Source organism: Nocardia sp. NPDC051900 (assembly GCF_044452545.1).
Classification (GTDB): Bacteria; Actinomycetota; Actinomycetes; order Mycobacteriales; family Mycobacteriaceae; genus Nocardia; species Nocardia sichangensis.
The window spans coordinates 72,895-92,206 of record NZ_JBITBU010000013.1 but is presented as its reverse complement, the minus strand read 5'-3'; the positions used below and the strand labels follow the sequence as shown (position 1 = coordinate 92,206).

The following is a 19,312-nucleotide window of genomic DNA, read 5'->3' as shown; positions in this document are numbered from 1 at the left end:
GAAAGCGGCTAGTTCCCGGCGAGCAGCGCCTGCAGGTCGGCGACCGCCGTGCGGAGGTGGTCGGCGAACGCGTGCATCTGGTCGGCGACCGGTTTCGGAGTGGCCAGGTAGAGATTCCAGCGGTCCGGCAGCAGGACGTAGGCGATGCCGATGCAGCGGGGACTGGTGGAGCCGAAACCGAAGTAGCGGATGTTGACCGACGGCGCCGAGCTGGTGCTCAGGTAGTCGTCGCGCATGATCGTCCAGCCGGGGCTGTCGTAGAGCGGGATCGGATCGGTGACGCCCAGTTCCGCGCCGCGGCGGCGCTGGATCCACTGCAGCTCCCACAGGTGCTGCTCGGGCGCGTCCCCGGCCTGGCACTGCTTGGCCCGCTCCACGTGCGCGGACGCGGCCGTCCGCGCCGCGGCGAGCTTCGCCTCGGCGCTCGCGTTCTGGTCCTGCATCGCGTCCACGAAGGCGATCATCTCCGGGGTGATCACCCGCATGGCCTCGGTGCGGCCGTTGCGGTACTGCCTGGTCGCGATGGACTCGTAGGTCGCGCCGGTGAGCCCCTTGCTGCGCCGATGGGCCAGCTGGTAGCTCAACTGCGCGAACGCGTCCGGCGAGATGCCGAGCTGCTTGGCCCTGGCGGTGCCGAAGTCCTGGAACGACACCGTCTGGGTGGCGTTCGCCGCGGCGTACTGGGCGAAGGCGGCGGCCGCCGCGGCGATATCGCCGCGCTGCGCCTCGTCGAGCACGAACTCGACCGGCTCCACCGCGGGCAGTCCCTGCGCCTGTGCGCCGGAGTGGGCGGCGTGTTCCGGCACCGAGGTTTCCAGCAGGGTGTCCACGAACGACAGGATGGTGGTGCCGTCGAGTCCGCAGTGCTCGACATTGATGCCCGCCTGTCCGTCGGCGAAGACGACGAAGGACACCGATTTGTCGAACCACCGGTTCGCGCTGTCGCCGTGCAGCAACTCGTCGCAGGCGTGCAGTTCGTCGCGCGGGGCGAAGTCCTCGAGGCAGACGGCGAACAGCGCGGTCTCGATGGTGTCCAGCGCCGCGGCGTTCGCGGGCTCGGCCAGCAGCCGCTGCCTGCTCTTGGCCCATTCCGCGCGGGCCTTGGTGGTGAGGTGCCCGACGGCGGTGTCGGTGCGGGCCGGGCGGGCGCCCGCCTTCAGCACCGCGCGCAGCCCGTCGGCGAGATCCTCCGGCGAGTACGGCGCTCCGTCCGGGCCGATCACGTCCATCCGGAACGTGCTGCCGTGGAAGAACACCACGATGTGCCGAGCCTGCGAGTGACCCGGCCATTCCGCGCTGTAGGGGACCCGGACCGTGTCCTGCTCCACGCCGGGGATCCTGGTCTCGGAGAACAGGTACTTGTTCTGCCACATGGACAGCTGCTGCCCGCGCTGGGTCACCGGCGGGACGGCCTCGCGGTCGAGGGCCAGCTTGTAGTCGACGGCGGCGGAGATGATGCCCGCCGCCCGGTCCACCTGAGTCGCGGCGGTGGAGGCGGCCAGTGGGGTGTCGTCCCGGAACAGGAAGAAGAAGTTCGCGTTCAGGGCGATCCGGTCCCGCCTGCCCAGGTATCGCGACGGCCAGAACAGGTCGAGCCAGCTGCCGACGCCGGGCGTCGCGTCGTACTCCGCGAGCGCCGCGTGCAGCGTGCGCCCCGGCCCGTCGGGTCGCAACAGGTCGTCGACCGCGGCCCGGGTGGCGGCGATCTCTTCGGCGGTCAGCAGCGGCTCGCACCACTGCAGGAACCGGCCACAGCTGTCCTCCAGCGTCGGCAGGGGCACCCGGGGAAGGTGGTCGTCGGCGGCGAAGGTGCGTTCGGTCAATGCGAGTCCTCGGTGTCGGCGTGATGTTTCGGCAGCGGCCTCGACACGTACAGGTTGGCATACAGCCAGCCCTGGTCTTCCCGGCCGGTCGTGTCGATCCCGTTGGCGGACAGGGTGTTCAGCACCTGCGCCTGTTCGGCCGCGGAGGCGAACCTGCGTTGCTCGTACAACCCCGGCGCGTGCTCGGTCCGGTAGCCGAGCGCGGCGAGTTCCGCCTCGATCGGTGCGAAGTCGAACATGCGCAGTACGAAGTGTGCCATCCACGGCCGCCTGCGCGGGTGCGCGGTGGCCACTCGGGTCAAGGTTTTCTCGGTGATATACCCGACGCAGCCGGTGGAGACGACCAGATCGGCGGTCGCGAGCAGGGCGCGCTGCTCGTCGGTCGGCTCGCCGGACTCGAGGTCGGCGTGCACGACGTCGTGCAGGAGCCCGGCCTCCCGCGCGTACTCCAGAGCTGGGCGGGCGGCGTCCATGCCGAGGAAGCGGACGTCCTCCACCGCGGCCCGCCCCGCCACGCGGTCTCGGTCGCGCCGGATCAGACCGGCCCGATCGGTGTCGGCGGCCGCGTAATGCTCGGCCAGCTCGCCGATCGTGGTGTCGAGGCGCAGCAGCGCGGCGTTCACACCGTAGGAGCAGCCGAGGTCGAGCACGGTCGGCACGGCGACCCGGGCGGACGCGCGGTATTCCCGAATCTGCTGCTGGAAGAACGGTTTCGCCAGTTCCGGAATGCGGTAGTCCAATTCGGACATGCGCGCGTAGTAGGCGCGCGGATCGGGGCGGACGTAGATATCGTCGAAAGACGCTTTCCCGGTGGTGTCTAACGGCACTGGCACTGTCGGTCCTCTCGGGTCGAGCTCGGTCAGTCGAGCCGTTCGGCTCAGTCGAGCAGTCGATCGCCCCGGACGGCGTCGGCCGCGGCGGCTAGGTGGTCGGGTAGCACGCGGCCGAACAACTGCCGGGTGCGCTCCACCGTGCCGACCATCCCGGGACGATCGGTGTAGGCGAAAATGGCCGAATGGCGCTGACGCGCACCGTCGACGGGTGAGACGCGGTGCAACGAGAAGCGACCCTGGAACAGCTGCAGGTCGCCCGGACGCAGTTCGAGCCGCTGGACGAAGCGCTCGCCGGTGCCGGTGAGCACGGCGCGGACGTCGTCGAGGTGTTCCGCCTCGGGTGTGCGGATGTTGGGGCAGTACTCGAAGACGCCGCCCTCCTCGGCGGGCTGGGTCAGCATCGAGACGGTGAATTCGTTGGTGTCGAAATGCCAGGGGTGCGACATGCCCGGCGCGACGACGTTCAGGCACAGTCCCGCGAGGGGATCGGCGAATTCGTGCAATTCCGACAGGTCGAAGCAGTCGGCGACGAATCGCTGGAACAGCTCGTCGGTGTAGAGCCGGTGGATCAGCGCGTCGGCGGGGATGCGGTCGCGGGGCACGAAGGCGTTGCCCCGCTCGAGCACGATCCGGCCTGGATGGTCCTCCGGCAGGTCGGCGTCCAGCGGAATGTTGTAGGCGTTGACCCGCTCGACCTCGTAGTGCGCGTGCGGGGCCATCAGCTCGCCCTGCGCCCGCAACGTCTCGGTCAGTTCCGGACGGATGAAGCCACGCAGCACGGTGCAGCCGGTGTCGGCCAGTTCCGCACGGGCGCGCCGAACCGCTTCCCGCAGCGCGGGTCCTTCCGCCTCCGCCAGGGGATACCGTCCGGTATCTACGATCTCGTCGAGGACGCCCAACGCTGCCATGGCGTCATTTTGGTGGAGCGGTCGCCGACACGCCCGGGATTCGGCGAGATTGCCGGTGATCACGGTCACACCTATCATCTGCACGCACACCCGTTGCGGCACAGTAACTCTCGGCACGACCCGTGCGCGAACGTCGCGCGCCGCGGCCACCCGGATGGCTCAATCCCGCAGGCGCAGAGCGTTTTCGAGTTCCGCGACGGTCAGCCCGATCAATGAATCCCGGAACACCCGCCCCGGCGCGTGCGGCACCGGAATCTCGCACGGGACGACCACCACCGCACAGCCCGCGGCCTGCGCCGCACGCGTACCGGTCGGCGAATCCTCCACCGCCACACACTGTTCCGGATCGAGCCCGAGCAGCTCGGCAGCGCGCAGGTAGACATCCGGCTCCGGCTTGCCGTGCGCCACCTCGTCGCCGCAGACCGAGACATCGAAGAAGTCCCGGCCCAGCGTGTCGAGGCCGAACTCCGTGAGCGACCGCTTGGTATTGGTGACGAGCGCGCTGGCCAGCCCCGCCGCGCGCACCATGGCCAGCGCATCCTTCGCACCAGGCCGCCACGGGATGGGGCCGGTCATCAATTCGGTCACCCGCCGCTCCAGGAACTCCCCCGCCGCACGCAACGAGTCCGGCGTCGGCTCGATGCCCAAGCCGGTGAACATGATCCGCAGCGCGTTCGGGCCGGACGCCCCGATCAGCGCGTGCCGGATCGCATCGGTCATCTCGTGACCGTGCTCACGTGCCAGTTCCCGCACCGCGACATCCCAGAGCTTCTCCGAGTCGAGGAGCGTGCCGTCCATGTCCCAGAGCACTCCGGCCAGTCGCGCTGTCACGTTTCGGTCCTTCTCCCAGCTCTCGTCCATGTCGCGGGCGCCGTTGCGAACCTTCCGAGATCACCCGGCCGCCGCACGAACCGTACCGCCGGGACGAAGCCGCTCCGCAGCCGAGCCTGCTCACCCCCGGATGGCTGGGCTACTCGATGGCGCAGGCCAAGGCTCGGCCGTGTCCCCTAGGTACCCGATGCGGCGATCTGCAACTTGGCACTGTCGCCGACGACCTCGATCCAGCGGCTCTCGGAAGTCGTCGTGCCGTTCTTCAAGGTGTAGGTCAACGCGACGACCGCCCGATTCGCGCCGTTCTGTGTAACCGAGCCCACGCTCACCGAACGAATCGTGCCCCAGAAGTTCACGTATGAGTCGTAGCCGGTCTTGGCCTGGTATCCGGGGGCCAGCTGCGTCCAGGCGCCGGACACGTTGGTGGGCAGCATGCCGTAGTAGCCCTGGATGAACGAGGCGATCCGGTCGGGTGTCGGCGGACCGGACGGGGTGGTCGTCGCGGTGGTGGCCGGGCCCGTGGTGGTCGGGGCAGGGCTCGACGTGGACTGCGGCGTGGTGCTGGGCGGCGGAGTGGTGCTCGGCGCGGGGTTCGTCGTTTGCGCCGGAGGGGTGGTTCCCGGGGCAGGCGGGGGCAACGGGGCACCCGCTGAAGTGGGTGCGGGCCCCGGCACGGGCCCAGAAGTGGGCGCGGGCGCCGAGGAGGCGGATGTTTGCGCCTGGGCTGGAGCGGGAGCTTGTACCGGCGCCTGTCGCGGCTCGGTTCCGGCCGCGTCGGCCGGCGCCTGCGTGTTCTCGGGCGCCACGGCGGCCGGAGGCGCGACCGACGACGTCGGCGCGTCGCCGCCCTCGCCGTCCACGCCGGCCAGCATTGCGATGATGCCGACCAGGATCAACACCCCGACCACCGCGGCGACTTCCACGGCGATCAGTCGGCGGCGCTGCCGGCCGCTCAGAACACTCCGCAACGTCGTCGCCACCCCGGCCCGCCTCGGCACCGGCCGTGACGTAACTCCTTGCGGCACGGCCGGACCCGGCACAGCGGCGGGTACGACCGCGGTGACACCGGTGTCGTCCGACTGCTCCGGCGATAAGGCAGCGGCGGGATCGGGCAGCACGGTCGTCGTGGCTGCGGGGGCGGCAATCACCTTGGTCACCGATGCGGGCAGCTCCAGATCCCGTCCCGCCGCAACGGCTTCGAGGACCGCTTTCGCCTCCCGCATGGTCGGGCGGTCGGCGACGGCCGGGGCGAGCAGGTACATCAGCACCGGCCCCAGCGAGCCGGCCGCCTCCGGCGGCGGGATTTCGCCCCGCGCCACCGCGTGCAGCAGGGCCAGCGGGTTGTCGCTCTCACCGAACGGTGGAGCGCCCTGCACCGCCGCGTACAACGTCGAACCGAGGGCGAAGACGTCGGAAGCCGGTTCCGGGTCCTCGCCGCGCGCCACCTCGGGCGACAGGTAGGCCGGCGTCCCGGCGAGAAACCCGGTGGCCGTGACCGTCACGTCGCCGACCGCGCGGGAAATGCCGAAGTCGGTGATCTTGACCGTGCCGTCGTCGGCGACCAGCAGATTCGCCGGCTTCACGTCCCGGTGCATGATCCCCGCGTCGTGCGCCGCGGCCAAGGCGCTCGCCGCCTGCGCGCCGATCCGGGCGACCTCCAGCGGCGGCAGCGTCCGGTTGCCGGACAGCTTGGTCGCCAGGCTCGGCGCGTCCAGGTACTCCATGACCAGCCAGGGCTGGCCGTCTTCCTCTGCCACGTCGAACACGGTGATGGCGTTCGGGTGGTGCAGCCGCGCCGCGATCCGCCCCTCCCGCATGGCACGCCGTTTCGCCTCCAGCGCAGCCGATCCGGTGAGTCCGGGACCGAGGAGAACCTGTTTGACCGCGACGGTGCGCTGCAGCCGGACGTCGGTGGCCCGCCACACCACACCCATGGCGCCGGTGCCGATCGGATCCGTGAGCCGGTAACGTCCCGCGATCAATCGATCCGCCGTCATGGTGGTGTGCCTCTTCCTACTTGCGCGCCTAGCCGTCTCGCACTCCACACGCAAGCCCGGAAGAATTCCGAAAGCGTACGCGCCGAGGTGCTTTGCACCACTGAGCAGGGACGCGAACGCATCCGCCGACTGCCCCGGATGCAGTTACAACGCCTTCGACAATGGCACATCCACCCGACACACAGCCACCTCCCGGTGCGGGCACGGACGATCGCCCAGGTAAACCGCGCGCGCCCGCCACTGTGACGCGCCGACGAGCGCCCCGATGCACGCGAGACATGACATCCGGGCAGGTAGCAAAGGCCCTCTACACGAGAGCATCTCGCTATTGCTCATAGTCCACCACTGATCGCCGTCCGGCCGCGACGCCCGCTGCGGACCACGAACGGACGGACAGGCCGAGAAAGGCGCTCACGTCCGCTGGACTCCGCGCGCCTACGCCCGATCCGCGAGACGAAGATGGCGCGCCCCGGGCACTCGGCAGACCGATCGGCCGGTCGAGAGCGTCCGGAAGCAGCGATGCCGACCTGCGGCAAAGGCGACGCACCGATACGGCTTCCAAAGCCTCGCGCGTGACGATCGGGCAGCCGCATTCGCGCTGACAGCGCGGCGCCGAGATCCTCGGAGGTCGGCGCCGCGCCGCATCGGCGAACGGCTACGCGTTGAAGTACTTCGCCTCCGGATGCAGCAGGACAAAGGCGTCGGTGGACTGCTCCGGATGCAGCTGCAGCTCCTCGGAGAGCACGACGCCGATGCGATCGGCTTCGAGCAGGTCGACAAGTTTGGCGCGGTCCTCCAGCTCCGGGCAGGCGCCGTAGCCGAACGAGTAGCGGGCGCCGCGATAGCCGAGCTTGAAGTACTCCAGCACGTCGGCCGGGTCGGAGTCGGCGACCGCGTGACCGTCGAGGACGAGCTCCTCGCGGATGCGGCGGTGCCAGTACTCGGCGAGCGCCTCGGTGAGCTGCACGCCGATGCCGTGCACCTCGAGGTAATCGCGGTAGCTGTCACCCGCGAACAGCTCGTTGGCGAAGTCGGCGATCGGCTGACCCATCGTGACCAGCTGGAACGGAAGTACGTCCACCTGACCGGTCGAGCGGGCGTACTCCCGCGAACGGATGAAGTCGGCGATGCACAGGAACCGGTCGCGCTGCTGCCGCGGGAAGGTGAACCGGTACCGCTCCGGCGCATCGGGTTCCGGTTCGGACAGCACGATGACGTCGTCGCCTTCGGACACCGCGGGGAAGTAGCCGTACACCACCGCGGCGTGCTGCAACACGCCCTCGGTGCTCAATCGGTCCAGCCAGGCGCGCAGACGCGGCCTGCCCTCGGTCTCCACCAGTTCCTCGTAGCCGGGACCGTCGCCACCGCGCTGCCCACGCAGGCCCCACTGCCCTAGGAACAGCGCTCGCTCGTCGAGCAGGCCCGAATACTCGTGCAGCGCGAGGCCTTTCACCACCCGTGTGCCCCAGAACGGCGGCACCGGCACCGGCAGATCGGCCGCGACGTCGGAGCGCTCCGGCACCACGACGGGCGCCTCGTTCGCCCTGCGCTCCGCCGCGATCCGCTTGGAGCGCTCGTGGCGCGCTTTGCGCTCGGCGGCCTTCTCCCGCTCGGCGACGGCTTCCGGGCTGTCCGGGTCGAGGTCGCCACCGCGTTTGCGGGTCATGATGTCGTCCATCAGCCGCAGGCCCTCGAACGCGTCGCGCGCGTAGTGCACGTCGCCCTCGTACACCTCGGTCAGGTCGTTCTCCACGTAGGAGCGGGTGAGCGCCGCACCGCCCAGCAGCACCGGGAACTGCTCGGCCACGCCCTTGGCGTTGAGCTCCTCGAGGTTCTCCTTCATCACCACGGTCGACTTGACCAGCAGACCCGACATGCCGATGACGTCGGCCTTCTTGTCCACCGCCGCGTCGAGGATGGTGGCGATCGGCTGCTTGATGCCGAGGTTGACCACCTCGTAGCCGTTGTTCGACAGGATGATGTCCACCAGGTTCTTGCCGATGTCGTGCACGTCGCCCTTCACGGTGGCCAGCACGATGCGGCCCTTGCCACTGTCGTCGGTGGCCTCCATGTGCGGCTCGAGGTACGCGACGGCGGCCTTCATCACCTCGGCGGACTGCAGCACGAACGGCAGCTGCATCTGACCGGACCCGAACAGCTCGCCGACCGTCTTCATCCCGGCCAGCAGGGTCTCGTTGATGATCTGCAGCGGCGGCACCTCGGTCATGGCCGCGTCCAGGTCGGCTTCCATCCCGGCGCGTTCACCGTCGACGATCCGCCGCTCCAGCCGCTCGAACAACGGGAGCGCGGCCAGTTCCTCCGCCCGCGACGCCTTCGACGAGGAGGTGGACACGCCTTCGAACAGCGCCATCAGCTTCTGCAGCGGGTCGTAGCCCTCCGCACGGCGGTCGTACACCAGATCCAGCGCGACCTCGCGCTGCTCCTCCGGGATACGGCTGATCGGCAGGATCTTGGAGGCGTGCACGATCGCCGAATCCAGACCGGCTTGGACGCATTCGTGCATGAAGACCGAGTTGAGCACCTGCCGGGCGGCCGGATTGAGGCCGAAGGAGATGTTGGACAGACCCAAGGTGGTCTGCACCCGTGGATGCCGGCGCTTGAGCTCGCGGATGGCCTCGATGGTCTCCAGCCCGTCGCGGCGCGACTCCTCCTGGCCGGTGCCCAGGGTGAAGGTGAGCGTGTCGATGATGATGTCGCTCTCCGACAGCCCCCAGTTGCCGGTGATGTCGGCGATCAGCCGCTCGGCGATCTCCACCTTCTTCGCCGCGGTGCGGGCCTGGCCCTCCTCGTCGATGGTCAGCGCGACCACGGCGGCGCCGTGCTCGGCGACCAGGCGCATGGTCTGCTGGAACCGCGAATCGGGACCGGCGCCGTCCTCGTAGTTCACCGAGTTGACCGCGCAACGCCCGCCGAGGTGCTCCAGCCCGGCCCGCAGTACGGGGGCCTCGGTGGAGTCGAGCATGATCGGCAACGTCGAAGCGGTGGCCAGCCTGCTCGCCAGCTCCGACATGTCGCGGGTGCCGTCCCGGCCGACGTAGTCGACGCACAGGTCGAGCATGTGTGCCCCGTCACGGGTCTGGTCCTTGGCGATGTCCAAGCACTTCTGCCAGTCCCCGGCGAGCATGGCCTCACGGAATGCCTTGGAGCCGTTGGCGTTCGTGCGTTCGCCGATCATCAGGACCGAGGCGTCCTGCTCGAACGGCACCGCGGTGTACATGCTGGACACGCTCGGCTCGTGCACCGGCGCGCGCCGCTGCGCGATCGGCGGCAGGGCCGGCTCGACTTCGCGCACCGCGGCGGTGACCTGGCGGATGTGCTCGGGCGTGGTACCGCAGCAGCCGCCGACCAGGGCCAGGCCGAACTCGGTGACGAACCCGCGCAGCGCGACCGCCAGTTCCTCGGGGGTGAGCGGGTAGACCGCCCCGTCCGCGCCGAGCACCGGCAGCCCGGCGTTCGGCATCACCGAGACCGGCACCTGCGCGTGCCGCGACAGGTGGCGCAGGTGCTCGCTCATCTCGTCCGGGCCGGTCGCGCAGTTCAGGCCGATCATGTCGATGCCGAGGGGCTCCAGCGCGGTGAGCGCCGCGCCGATCTCGCTGCCGACCAGCATCGTGCCCGTGGTCTCCACCGTGACGTGCGTGATGATCGGGATCCGGCGGCCCAGCTCCGCCATCGCGCGCTTGCTGCCGGTCACCGCCGCCTTGACCTGCAGCAGGTCCTGGCAGGTCTCGATGAGGATGGCGTCGGCGCCGCCGTCCAGCATGCCGAGGGCGGCCTCGGTATAGGCGTCGCGCAGCGCGGCGAACGGGGCGTGACCGAGCGTGGGCAGCTTGGTGCCCGGCCCCATCGAGCCGAGCACGTAGCGTGGCGTACCGTCGGGAGACGGTCCCATCTCGTCGGCGACCTCGCGGGCCAGCCGGGTTCCCCGCTCGGAGAGGTCGCGGATCCGGTCGGCGATGTCGTAGTCGGCGAGGTTGGGCAGGTTGCAGCCGAAGGTGTTGGTCTCCACCGCGTCGGCGCCCGCTTCGAAATAGGCGCGGTGGATGCCGCGCAGGACCTCGGGGCGGGTGTCGTTCAGGATCTCGTTACAGCCCTCCAACCCGCGGAAATCGTCGAGGGTCAGATCGGCAGCTTGCAGCATGGTGCCCATCGCACCGTCGCCGATGACGACACGACGGCGCAGCGTGTCGAGTAGCGTGGTGTCGAACTCGGCGGGGACGGACGCAGACATGCGTTCCAGCGTAGTGGGCGGGGCTGACGATCCAGGCCACGGCGTGGAGGCTCGGTGTCCTGGACCACACGCGCGGCCCGGAGCCGCCGCGTCCGCGCGCCGGAACACGCCACCCCGTCCGGCCGTTCTACGACACGCCATATCGCCGCACACCGTAGGCTGACCGAGTGAACGCCAGTGAAACTCCCGAGCCGGAACTGCCGACGTTGCGGGATCCGGTACTGGTCGCCGCCTTCGAGGGGTGGAACGACGCCGGTGACGCGGCCAGCGGCGCCGTCGAGCATCTGGAACTGATCTGGGACGCCGAGCCGTTGGCCGAGCTCGACTCCGAGGACTACTACGACTATCAGGTCAACCGGCCGACGGTACGTCAGGTGGACGGTGTGACCAGGGAAATCCAGTGGCCGTCGACGATGTTGTCGGTGTGCTCGCCGCCCGGCAGCGACCGCGACGTGGTGCTGCTGCGCGGTATCGAACCGAATATGCGCTGGCGCAGCTTCTGCGGCGACCTGCTGGAGTTCATCGAGCAGCTCGGGGTGCAGACCGTGGTCATTCTCGGCGCACTGCTCGCGGACACTCCGCACACTCGTCCGGTACCGGTGACCGGCTCGGCATACAGCAAAGAAGCGGCCGAGCGGTTCAGCCTGGAGCAGACCCGCTACGAGGGACCGACCGGGATCACCGGCGTGCTACAGGACCAGTGCGTGAAGGCGGGGGTCCCGGCGGTGTCGTTCTGGGCCGCCGTTCCGCACTATGTCTCCCAGCCGCCGAATCCGAAGGCGACCATCGCGCTGCTGCACCGGGTCGAGGACGTGCTCGACATCGAGGTGCCGCTGGGTGAGTTGCCCAAGCAGGCCGAGGACTGGGAGACCGCGGTGAACGAGATGACCGTGGGAGACGAGGAGATCAGCGAGTACGTGCGCTCGCTCGAGGAACGCGGCGACGCCGCGGTCGACGTGAACGAGGCGATGGCCAAGATCGACGGCGACGCCATCGCGGCCGAATTCGAGAAGTACCTGCGCAGACGGGGTCCGGGCAGCTTCGGTCTCTGATCGGTTGCGCGTCGGCGCGTTCGGTGCGGGCGGCCGGCGTCCGCGGGGTTCACCGGAAGTTCGCCGGGGGGCCACCTTCAGGTCGGGAAACGACTCCCTCCTACACTTTCGCCGGTGACCGTCCATCCGATCGTCGAGCGTCTGCGCACCTTCGACGAGCGGATCGCCGTCCATTGCCCCGACCGTGCGGGCGCGGACGGCGGCGGGTCGCCACCCACTCGGCAGGTGACCTACGCTCGGCTTGCCGCGCTCGTCGAGTCCTTCGCGGCCGAACTCGGCCCGGCCCGTCGCCTCGTCGCGCTCGCCGCGCGCAACGATCTTTCCTCGCTCGTCGCGTACCTCGGAGCGCTCAGCGCCGGCTGCGTGGTCTTGCTGACCGAGCAGATCACTGCGGAGTTGCGGGACGCCTACGACCCGGACGTGCTCGTCGAAGACGGGCGCGCCGAGGTGGTCCGGGAACGCTCGGCGCATCGCCTGCATCCGGAGCTCGCGCTGCTGCTGAGCACCTCGGGCTCCACCGGCTCGCCCAAACTGGTCCGGCTCTCGGCGACGAACCTGCGTTCCAACGCGGCGGCCATCGCCGAGTACCTGGCCATCGGTCCTGGCGATTGCGCGGCCACCACCCTGCCGATGTTCTACTGCTACGGGCTGTCGGTGGTGCACAGCCACCTGTGGCGCGGGGCGAGCCTCATGCTCACCGACCAGTCGGTATTGGACACGCAGTTCTGGCACGCGTTCCGGGACTGCCGCGCAACGTCGTTCGCCGCGGTTCCCTACACCATCGAACTGCTGGACCGCATCGGTTTCGCCCGTATGGACCTGCCGCACCTGCGTTATGTCACCCAGGCGGGCGGCAGACTGACGCCGGAGCGGGTACGCGAATACGCCGCGCTCGGCCGGGAACACGGCTGGGAGTTCGTGGTCATGTACGGCCAGACCGAGGCCACCGCGCGAATGGCCTATCTGCCCGCCCATCTGGCGAGCGCGCACCCGGACTGCATCGGGATCCCGATTCCGGGCGGCGAATTCACCCTCGAGCCGGTCGAGGAAGCCGACGACGATGGGGACGAACCGCGCGAACTGGTCTATCGCGGGGCCAATGTGATGATGGGATACGCGAAGTCCGCCGCAGACCTCGCCCTCGGCCGTGCGGTCGATGCCTTGCGCACGGGCGACCTGGCACGACGCACACCCGAGGGCTTGTACCAGGTGGTCGGCAGGCGTAGCCGGTTCGCCAAGATCTTCGGACTGCGCATCGATCTGGAGCGTCTCGAATCCGGGCTGGCGGAGGCCGGATTCACGGCACGGTGCGCGGACGACGACACGCACCTCGTCGTGGCCGTGGAGACCCCGCGGTCCGATCTCACCGAGCTCGCCGCGCGACTGTCCGGCCTGCCCGCCGCCGCCGTGCGGGTCCACGTGGTCGAACGGATCCCGCGGTTACCGAATGGCAAACCCGACTACCCCGCTATCCGACGACTGGCCGGATCCGCGCCGCAGACACGTGACATCCGCTCCCTCTACGCCACGACGCTGGGCATCGATCCCGCGCGAGTCCACCCGGACAGCACGTTCGTCGACCTCGGCGGCAACTCGCTCACCTACGTGACCACCGCGGCACGGTTGGAGCGGGCGATCGGCCGCCTGCCCACCGACTGGCCGAACACGTCCGTGGCGGAACTGGAACGGATACCACGAGGCCGCAGGCGTTTCGGACGGGCACTCGACACCGGAACGCTGCTGCGCGCGGTCGGCATCGTGCTCATCGTCAGCTCGCACGCCGGAGTGTACGTGCTCTGGGGCGCGGCGCACGTGCTGCTCGGCGTGGCCGGCTTCAACTTCGCGCGGTTCGGGGTGACCACGGCCCCAGCCGCCGAGCGACTGCGCCACACGTTGCGCACCGTGGCATACATCGCGGTGCCGACGGCGCTCTGGGTCGCGCTGACCATGACCCGCACCGACTACTACGGCTGGCAGAATGTCCTGTTACTGAACAAGATTCTCGGCCCGCACGACAGCGCCACCGCCGGGCACCTGTGGTTTCTCGAGGTGCTCGTGTATTTGATGCTGGCCGCCGCGCTGTTGATCCGGATCCCCGTGGTGGACCGGTGGCAACGTGCCGAGCCGTTCTGGTTCGCGATGGCGCTGGTCGCGCTGAGCCTCGTCTTTCGATACCAAGCGTTCGGTCTGTATTCGGCGAAGGACATCCCGTTCTCTCCGCTGGCGGTGTGGCTCTTCGCGGTCGGCTGGGCGGCGGCGAAGGCGACGTCGATGTGGCAGCGGATGACGGTGAGTGCCGTCGTACTGATCACGGTGCCTGGCTATTTCGGCGTTCCCGAACGGGAACGTTTGATCATGGCGGGCTTGCTCGCGCTGGTGTGGTTGTCCGCGGTCCGGGTTCCCGCCGTCGTCGCCGTCTGCGCCGCGGTGCTGGCCGACGGCTCGTTGTTCGTCTATCTGCTGCATTGGCAGGTATACCCGCTGTTCGAACAGCACCGGCTCGCGGGGCTGCTCGCTTCCCTGGCAGCGGGTGTACTCGTCACCGGCGCGGTGACCGGGCTGCGACGCTGGGGTTCGGGGCGGTACCGGGCAGTTCGGTCGCGGCGATCAGCTCTCCACGGTCCACACCCGCGCCGCCGCCTCCTGAGCCAGCTTGGCGATCAAGATGTCGCGCGGAATCGTCTGGCCGGCAAAGTGATCGAGTGAGGGAACCACCACATGGTGCGCGTCCGCGCGCTTGAGTTCCGCCGTGAGCTCGGCGAAAGCCGCCCCGTCACCGCCGGTCGATTCATGGAACGTTGCGGCGAAGCACAGCCCTTCCTCGCGGGCGAGGCTGCTCATCGCGGCCTCGAGCTCCTTGCTATGGCCATCGGCCAGATCGTCACGCAAGTATCCATAGATCAACGCTTCCACCCGAACCTCCGTTGGATTGGGATCGCTGTTCTCTTATGTGGATCCACCCGTTTTACGGGGTATTTGCGCTTCGTGCAAGAGCAGATGTACTTGCAATTGCTCTTACAGGAGGGGCTGGCTAACTTCTGGCGCCATGTTCAGCATGCACAACGCGGCGGCGCGAAAGTAGCTGTCAACACACGGACATCTGCCTGCCCTCTTAAGGCCACCAAACGTTAACTGGTGCGATACTACAGACGTGGCCGCTACCGACGATCGACCCGTCTGGGCAGTCCGAATGCGTTCCGAGCGTGACGCGAGGGGGTGGTCGCAAGCCGACGCTGTTCGCGTGATGCGTGGAAAGTCTTCGCACAACCTGCCGACCGACAGTACTCTCCTACGCAACTGGCGCCGTTGGGAATCGGGCGAATCACGCCCCGACGACTTCTACGCGCCGATCATCGCCGCCACCTTCGACACGGTGACCGCGGCGTTCTTTCCCAAGGCCAGACCGAACCGGGACGACGAATTGCTCTCGGCCACCGGCATGGACACCCTCGAGTTCATCGGACGACTCCGTATGTCCGATGTGTCCTCCGTGACACTGGAGGCCGTCCGCATCACCGCAGAACGCCTGTGCTGCGAATACTCCTACGCCGACCCGCACGACCTGCACGCCGACGGCACCGCGTGGCTGCGCAGGATCACCTCGTTGCTGGACGGTCGCCTGACCCTGGCGCAGCACCGCGAAATCCTCGTTCTCGCCGGATGGGTGGCGTTGCTGGTCGGCTGCGTCGACTACGACCTCGGCCGGCGTACCGCCGCGGAGGCGACCCGCCGCGCCGCGCAGTCGCTGGCGCAGGAGGCGGAGAACATCGAGATCGCGGCATGGGCAGCGGAAATGACCGCGTGGTTCGCGCTGACCCAGGGCAACTACCGCGGCGTCATCGAGACCGTGCAGCCGACGCTGGAAGTAAGCCAGCACCTGCGCGTCGGTGTCCAGCTCGCCGCCCAGCGCGCCAAAGCCTGGGCCAGGCTGGGCAACCCGCGCGAGGTGGAGGCGGCGCTCGACGAAGGCCGAGCTATCTTGGAGCGACTCGATCATCCGGCCAATCTGGACAACCATTTCGTCATCGATGCGAACAAGTTCGACTTCTACGCGATGGACTGCTGCCGGGTCGCGGGCGAGGATCGGCTCGCCGAAACCTACGCGCGGGAAGTGATCCGCAACGCCACCCGCCCGGACGGCAGCGTGCGCAATCCGATGCGGGTCTCCGAGGCGCACCTGACTTTGGCCGTGGTCGCGGTCCGCGACCGTGACCTGGAACTCGCGGTGGCCGAGGGCATGCGTGCGTTCGCGGGCAGCAGGCGGTCGTTGCCCTCGCTGATGTGGATCGCGGGGGAAGTCGCGCGCGAGATCATCGAGCGGTTCCCCGGCGATCCGCGCACCCGCGCTTATCTGGACCAGTTGCGTTCGCTGTCCGTCGAGTGAGCCGACCTGCGCCGCGGCCGCGGCGAACGGTGCCGAACCGGACGCGGCCACGCCGAACACCAGAACGTCGTGCGGGTGGCGATCGGCCCGCTACTACCCTGTTCCCGGTGACCGACTCCGATGACGGCTGGGCCGACGCCCACTGGGACGACCGGCTGCGGCTGTTCTCTTTCGCCACCGCCGAGCGGCGCGCCGATTACCTCCGGGTGCTGCGCGCGTTCGACGGCGCGCGGGCAGCATACGTGGTGCTGCTGCACGCGGACGACGTCGCGGAGTGGATCGACCGCAACGGGAACACGCTGCACACGCCCGATCCGGTCACTGCGAACCAACCGGTCACGAATGCCGGCGTGGATCCGGCGCAAGCGCGCACGCGTCCGTCGGATCCACCCGGGGGCGAGCCGGAAACCGGTGCGCCGGACCGGTCCCCGGAGACACCCGGCCGACCCGCGGCGCCCCCGCTGACCGCGGCCGAGATCGGCCCGTTGCTAGACCAGTTGCACCAGTGGGGCATGCTGGAGCGCAGTTACGACGGAACCCGCGCCGCGACGCTGGCCGAATATCGTAATCGGCACTACGTGTACCAGTTCTCCCAGGCTGGTTTCCAGGCCTACCAGGCAGTCGCCGGTGTGCTCAGCGCCCGCCTCGACGAAGCTTCGTTGTCGCGCTTGGTGCTGCCGGAACTGCTGGCCGATCTGCACACCCTGGCCGAGGCCAACCGGGCGGGTGACGCCGAACGCGTCTACCGCACGCTGCGCCGTCTCGACATCGCGTTATCCGACCTGGCCGCCCGCGCCGCGCACTTCTATCTGGGGCTCGGCGACCTGGTTCGCACCACCGAGATCACCCCGGAATCGTTTCTCGCGCACAAGGACGCCCTGCTGGCGCACATGCGGGAGTTCAGCCTCGACCTGGCCCGGTTCACCCCGCGGCTGGCGGCCGCGATCGCCGAGATCGAGGAGACCGGCGTCGACGACCTGATCGGCCGGGCGGCGCGCTGCGACGAGCGGGTGCTGCTGAGTGTCGAGGAACGCCGGTCGGATTGGCAGGCCAGGTGGGACGGACTGCGGACCTGGTTCGTCGCGTCCGGCGGTGAACAGGCGGGGACGACGGAGGCCGAGCGGTTGCGTGAGGCCACCATGAGCGCGATCGCCGCAGTGCTGTCGCTGCTGCGGCGGGTCACCGAGACGCGGCGCGGCGGGGTCAGCCGGGAGTCGGCGCTGCGGCATCTGGCCGGCTGGTTCACCGCGGCGCCGACCGTGGACAGCGCCCACGCGCTGTTCGACGCGGTGTTCGGGCTGGGCAAGCCGCGGCACCTGGCGATGGAGCACCCGGACGCCGACGTGATTCCGGCGATTCGATCTTGGTGGGACGCACCGCCGTTGGAGATCTCGCGCACGCTCGCCGAGACCGGACGCCCGCCCTCCGCGGGTGCGCCCGCCCGTATCCACCGCAACGACGCGGGTATCCGGCGTCTGCGCGAGGCGCAGTTGGACGCGCAGCGGGCCCGCGCGGAGGCCGCCAGGTCGCTGGCTTCCGGCGACGTGCACGAACGAGTGCTGGACGACCGGGAGACCGAGGTGCTGCTGCGGCTGCTGGACGCCGCGTCCACCGCGTGGGTTCCGGTGCGCGGCCGGGTGGCGGGCACCACCGGCTCCGACAGCGGCGTCACCCTGACGGTGTCCGAGCACGACGGTCCGACCGTCGTGCGCACCACCCGGGGACTGCTGCGGTTGAACAACCGGACACTGAAGATCGAGCAGACCACCGGAAGCCGGCCCCGTCCGGGCGGGGAGCACAGCTGATGCACGCACGCACCATCGATGCGCTCGCGCTGGACAACTACCAACGCGCCGCCCGAGTCGTCCTGGCCAACCACCTGGTGACCCGCGCCTATCCGGACCGGATCGCGCTGCCGCTGATCCGGCGCTGGGCCACCGAGCTGCGCGAGGACCTCGCCGAATTGTTCGGGTACCGGCTGGAAGTCACCGAGACCACCGCGCGGGTCTTCCCGGTCGTCGACCGCCTGGACGCGGGCAGACCCGCGCGTACCGCCGCCGAGCGCGTCTTCGACCGCCGCCGCTACGCCTACCTGGCTCTCGCGCTGGCCGCGCTGGGGCGCGCCGGGGACCAGATCACGCTGTCGGAGCTGGCCGATCAGGTCGCCGCCTACGCGCACCGGGTGGAGGGACTGGAACTCGCCACCGACCGGGCCGCCGACCGCGACGCGTTCGTCGACGCGGTGGGCTGGCTGACCGTGCGCGGCGCGCTGGGCCTGGCCGACGGTGACGCGGGCGGCTGGGCCAGCGATCCGGAGGCCGGTGAGGCGCTCTACGACATCGACCGGCCGGTGGTCTTCGCGCTGTTCCGGCCGCCGCGGGCCCTGCAACATCTGCACGGCGTGCGCGGGTTGCTCACCGAAGAGCCCATGGTCGGCGGTGTTTCCGCGCACGCGACAACCACCGCCGAGATCGCCCGCCGGGTACGCAGGGCGCTGGTGGAGCATCCGGTGGTGTACGCAGAGGATCTCGCACCCGAAGAGCGTCCTGTTCTCGCCCAGGAGCGGATCGTCGCGGAGGTCGAACTGTTCACCGGGCTGCGCGCCGAACGCCGCGCGGAGGGCGTGGCGCTGATCGACACCTCGGGGCGGCTGTCGGACGTCCGCTTTCCGGGGACCGGGACGCTCGCGCAGGTCGCCTTGCTGCTGGCCGGTGAGATCGCCGACCGCGTGCTGGACATCGATCACCCGCTGCCGCGGCGCCACGCCGGCCCGGACACGGATGCGGCACTGGCCGACCAGCTCGATGAAGCCATTCCCGAATCCACGCTGTTCGCGCCGCTCGCGGAGCCGCGTTCGCCGGATTCGTCCGCCGCCGAACCGGATTCGGCGACGGATGCAGCGGAGCAGACAGACCGGTCTGTCGCAGCAGGCTATCCGCTGATCGACCGGGCCTGGCTGTATGAGACGGTGCAGGCGCTGGCCGATCGCTACGGCACGACGTTCGCCGCGCAATGGCAGGCCGACGTTCCTCGCCTCACCACCGAGGTGGTGGCGCTGCTGGAACGGCTGCGGCTGATCCGGATGGTCGAGGACGGACTGCTCGTGCTGCCCGCACTGGCCCGCTACCGTGGCGCGGTCGTCACGGTCCGCACCAAGCGGGCCGCGGAGCTGTTCGTCACCGCGGCCGACACCTACGGGCCCGGCGGCACCGGGACGGAAGGGAACTGACGA

Annotated in this window: 12 protein-coding genes; 5 read left to right on the top strand and 7 right to left on the bottom strand. The window is 69.5% G+C overall.

Going from position 1 to position 19,312, the window contains the following annotated elements; all coding sequences use genetic code 11:
* Positions 1 to 8 precede the first annotated feature (8 nt).
* From ACIA5H_RS22640 to metH, 6 genes are all read right to left on the bottom strand, one after another.
* Positions 9 to 1,823, bottom strand: a complete 1,815-nt coding sequence (locus ACIA5H_RS22640; RefSeq protein WP_397077272.1) for a choline/carnitine O-acyltransferase — start codon at positions 1,821 to 1,823, stop codon at positions 9 to 11.
* Positions 1,820 to 2,656, bottom strand: coding sequence for a class I SAM-dependent methyltransferase (locus ACIA5H_RS22635; RefSeq protein WP_364428360.1), 837 nt, complete (start codon positions 2,654 to 2,656; stop codon positions 1,820 to 1,822). The genes ACIA5H_RS22640 and ACIA5H_RS22635 overlap by 4 nt, the downstream gene beginning before the upstream one ends.
* A gap of 44 nt (positions 2,657 to 2,700) precedes the next feature.
* Positions 2,701 to 3,564, bottom strand: coding sequence for an arpA protein (locus tag ACIA5H_RS22630; protein ID WP_355077505.1), 864 nt, complete (start codon positions 3,562 to 3,564; stop codon positions 2,701 to 2,703).
* 159 nt (positions 3,565 to 3,723) lie between these two features.
* A complete protein-coding gene (locus ACIA5H_RS22625) occupies positions 3,724 to 4,425 on the bottom strand; it encodes an HAD family hydrolase (protein WP_397077271.1) in 702 nt (233 codons plus the stop codon).
* Positions 4,426 to 4,571: 146 nt separating this feature from the next.
* Positions 4,572 to 6,392 (bottom strand): protein kinase, encoded by a 1,821-nt coding sequence (locus ACIA5H_RS22620; protein WP_397077270.1) that lies wholly within the window; start codon positions 6,390 to 6,392, stop codon positions 4,572 to 4,574.
* Positions 6,393 to 7,047: 655 nt separating this feature from the next.
* Positions 7,048 to 10,644 carry a methionine synthase gene (metH, locus tag ACIA5H_RS22615; RefSeq protein ID WP_397077269.1) on the bottom strand — a complete coding sequence of 1,199 codons (3,597 nt, stop codon included), beginning with the start codon at positions 10,642 to 10,644 and terminating at the stop codon, positions 7,048 to 7,050.
* Positions 10,645 to 10,811: 167 nt separating this feature from the next.
* Between metH and ACIA5H_RS22610 the strand changes: the two genes are divergently transcribed.
* Positions 10,812 to 11,696, top strand: coding sequence for a PAC2 family protein (locus ACIA5H_RS22610; protein WP_379251758.1), 885 nt, complete (start codon positions 10,812 to 10,814; stop codon positions 11,694 to 11,696).
* 114 nt (positions 11,697 to 11,810) lie between these two features.
* Positions 11,811 to 14,402: an AMP-binding protein gene (locus ACIA5H_RS22605; protein ID WP_397077268.1), complete on the top strand. Its 2,592-nt coding sequence runs from the start codon at positions 11,811 to 11,813 to the stop codon at positions 14,400 to 14,402.
* Here the strand turns inward: ACIA5H_RS22605 and ACIA5H_RS22600 are convergent.
* The gene (locus ACIA5H_RS22600; RefSeq protein WP_350901430.1) at positions 14,304 to 14,609 is read right to left on the bottom strand and encodes a hypothetical protein; all 306 of its coding nucleotides are present in this window, start codon (positions 14,607 to 14,609) and stop codon (positions 14,304 to 14,306) included. The genes ACIA5H_RS22605 and ACIA5H_RS22600 overlap by 99 nt on opposite strands.
* A 331-nt stretch (positions 14,610 to 14,940) precedes the next feature.
* Here ACIA5H_RS22600 and ACIA5H_RS22595 point away from each other — a divergent pair, with 331 nt between their 5' ends.
* From ACIA5H_RS22595 to ACIA5H_RS22585, 3 genes are all read left to right on the top strand, one after another.
* A complete protein-coding gene (locus ACIA5H_RS22595; protein ID WP_355077686.1) occupies positions 14,941 to 16,080 on the top strand; it encodes an XRE family transcriptional regulator in 1,140 nt (379 codons plus the stop codon).
* A 155-nt stretch (positions 16,081 to 16,235) separates the two neighbouring features.
* Positions 16,236 to 17,885 (top strand): TIGR02677 family protein, encoded by a 1,650-nt coding sequence (locus ACIA5H_RS22590; RefSeq protein WP_397077334.1) that lies wholly within the window; start codon positions 16,236 to 16,238, stop codon positions 17,883 to 17,885.
* Positions 17,885 to 19,309 (top strand): TIGR02678 family protein, encoded by a 1,425-nt coding sequence (locus tag ACIA5H_RS22585; protein ID WP_397077267.1) that lies wholly within the window; start codon positions 17,885 to 17,887, stop codon positions 19,307 to 19,309. Before ACIA5H_RS22590 ends, ACIA5H_RS22585 begins: the two co-directional genes overlap by 1 nt.
* Positions 19,310 to 19,312 lie beyond the last annotated feature (3 nt).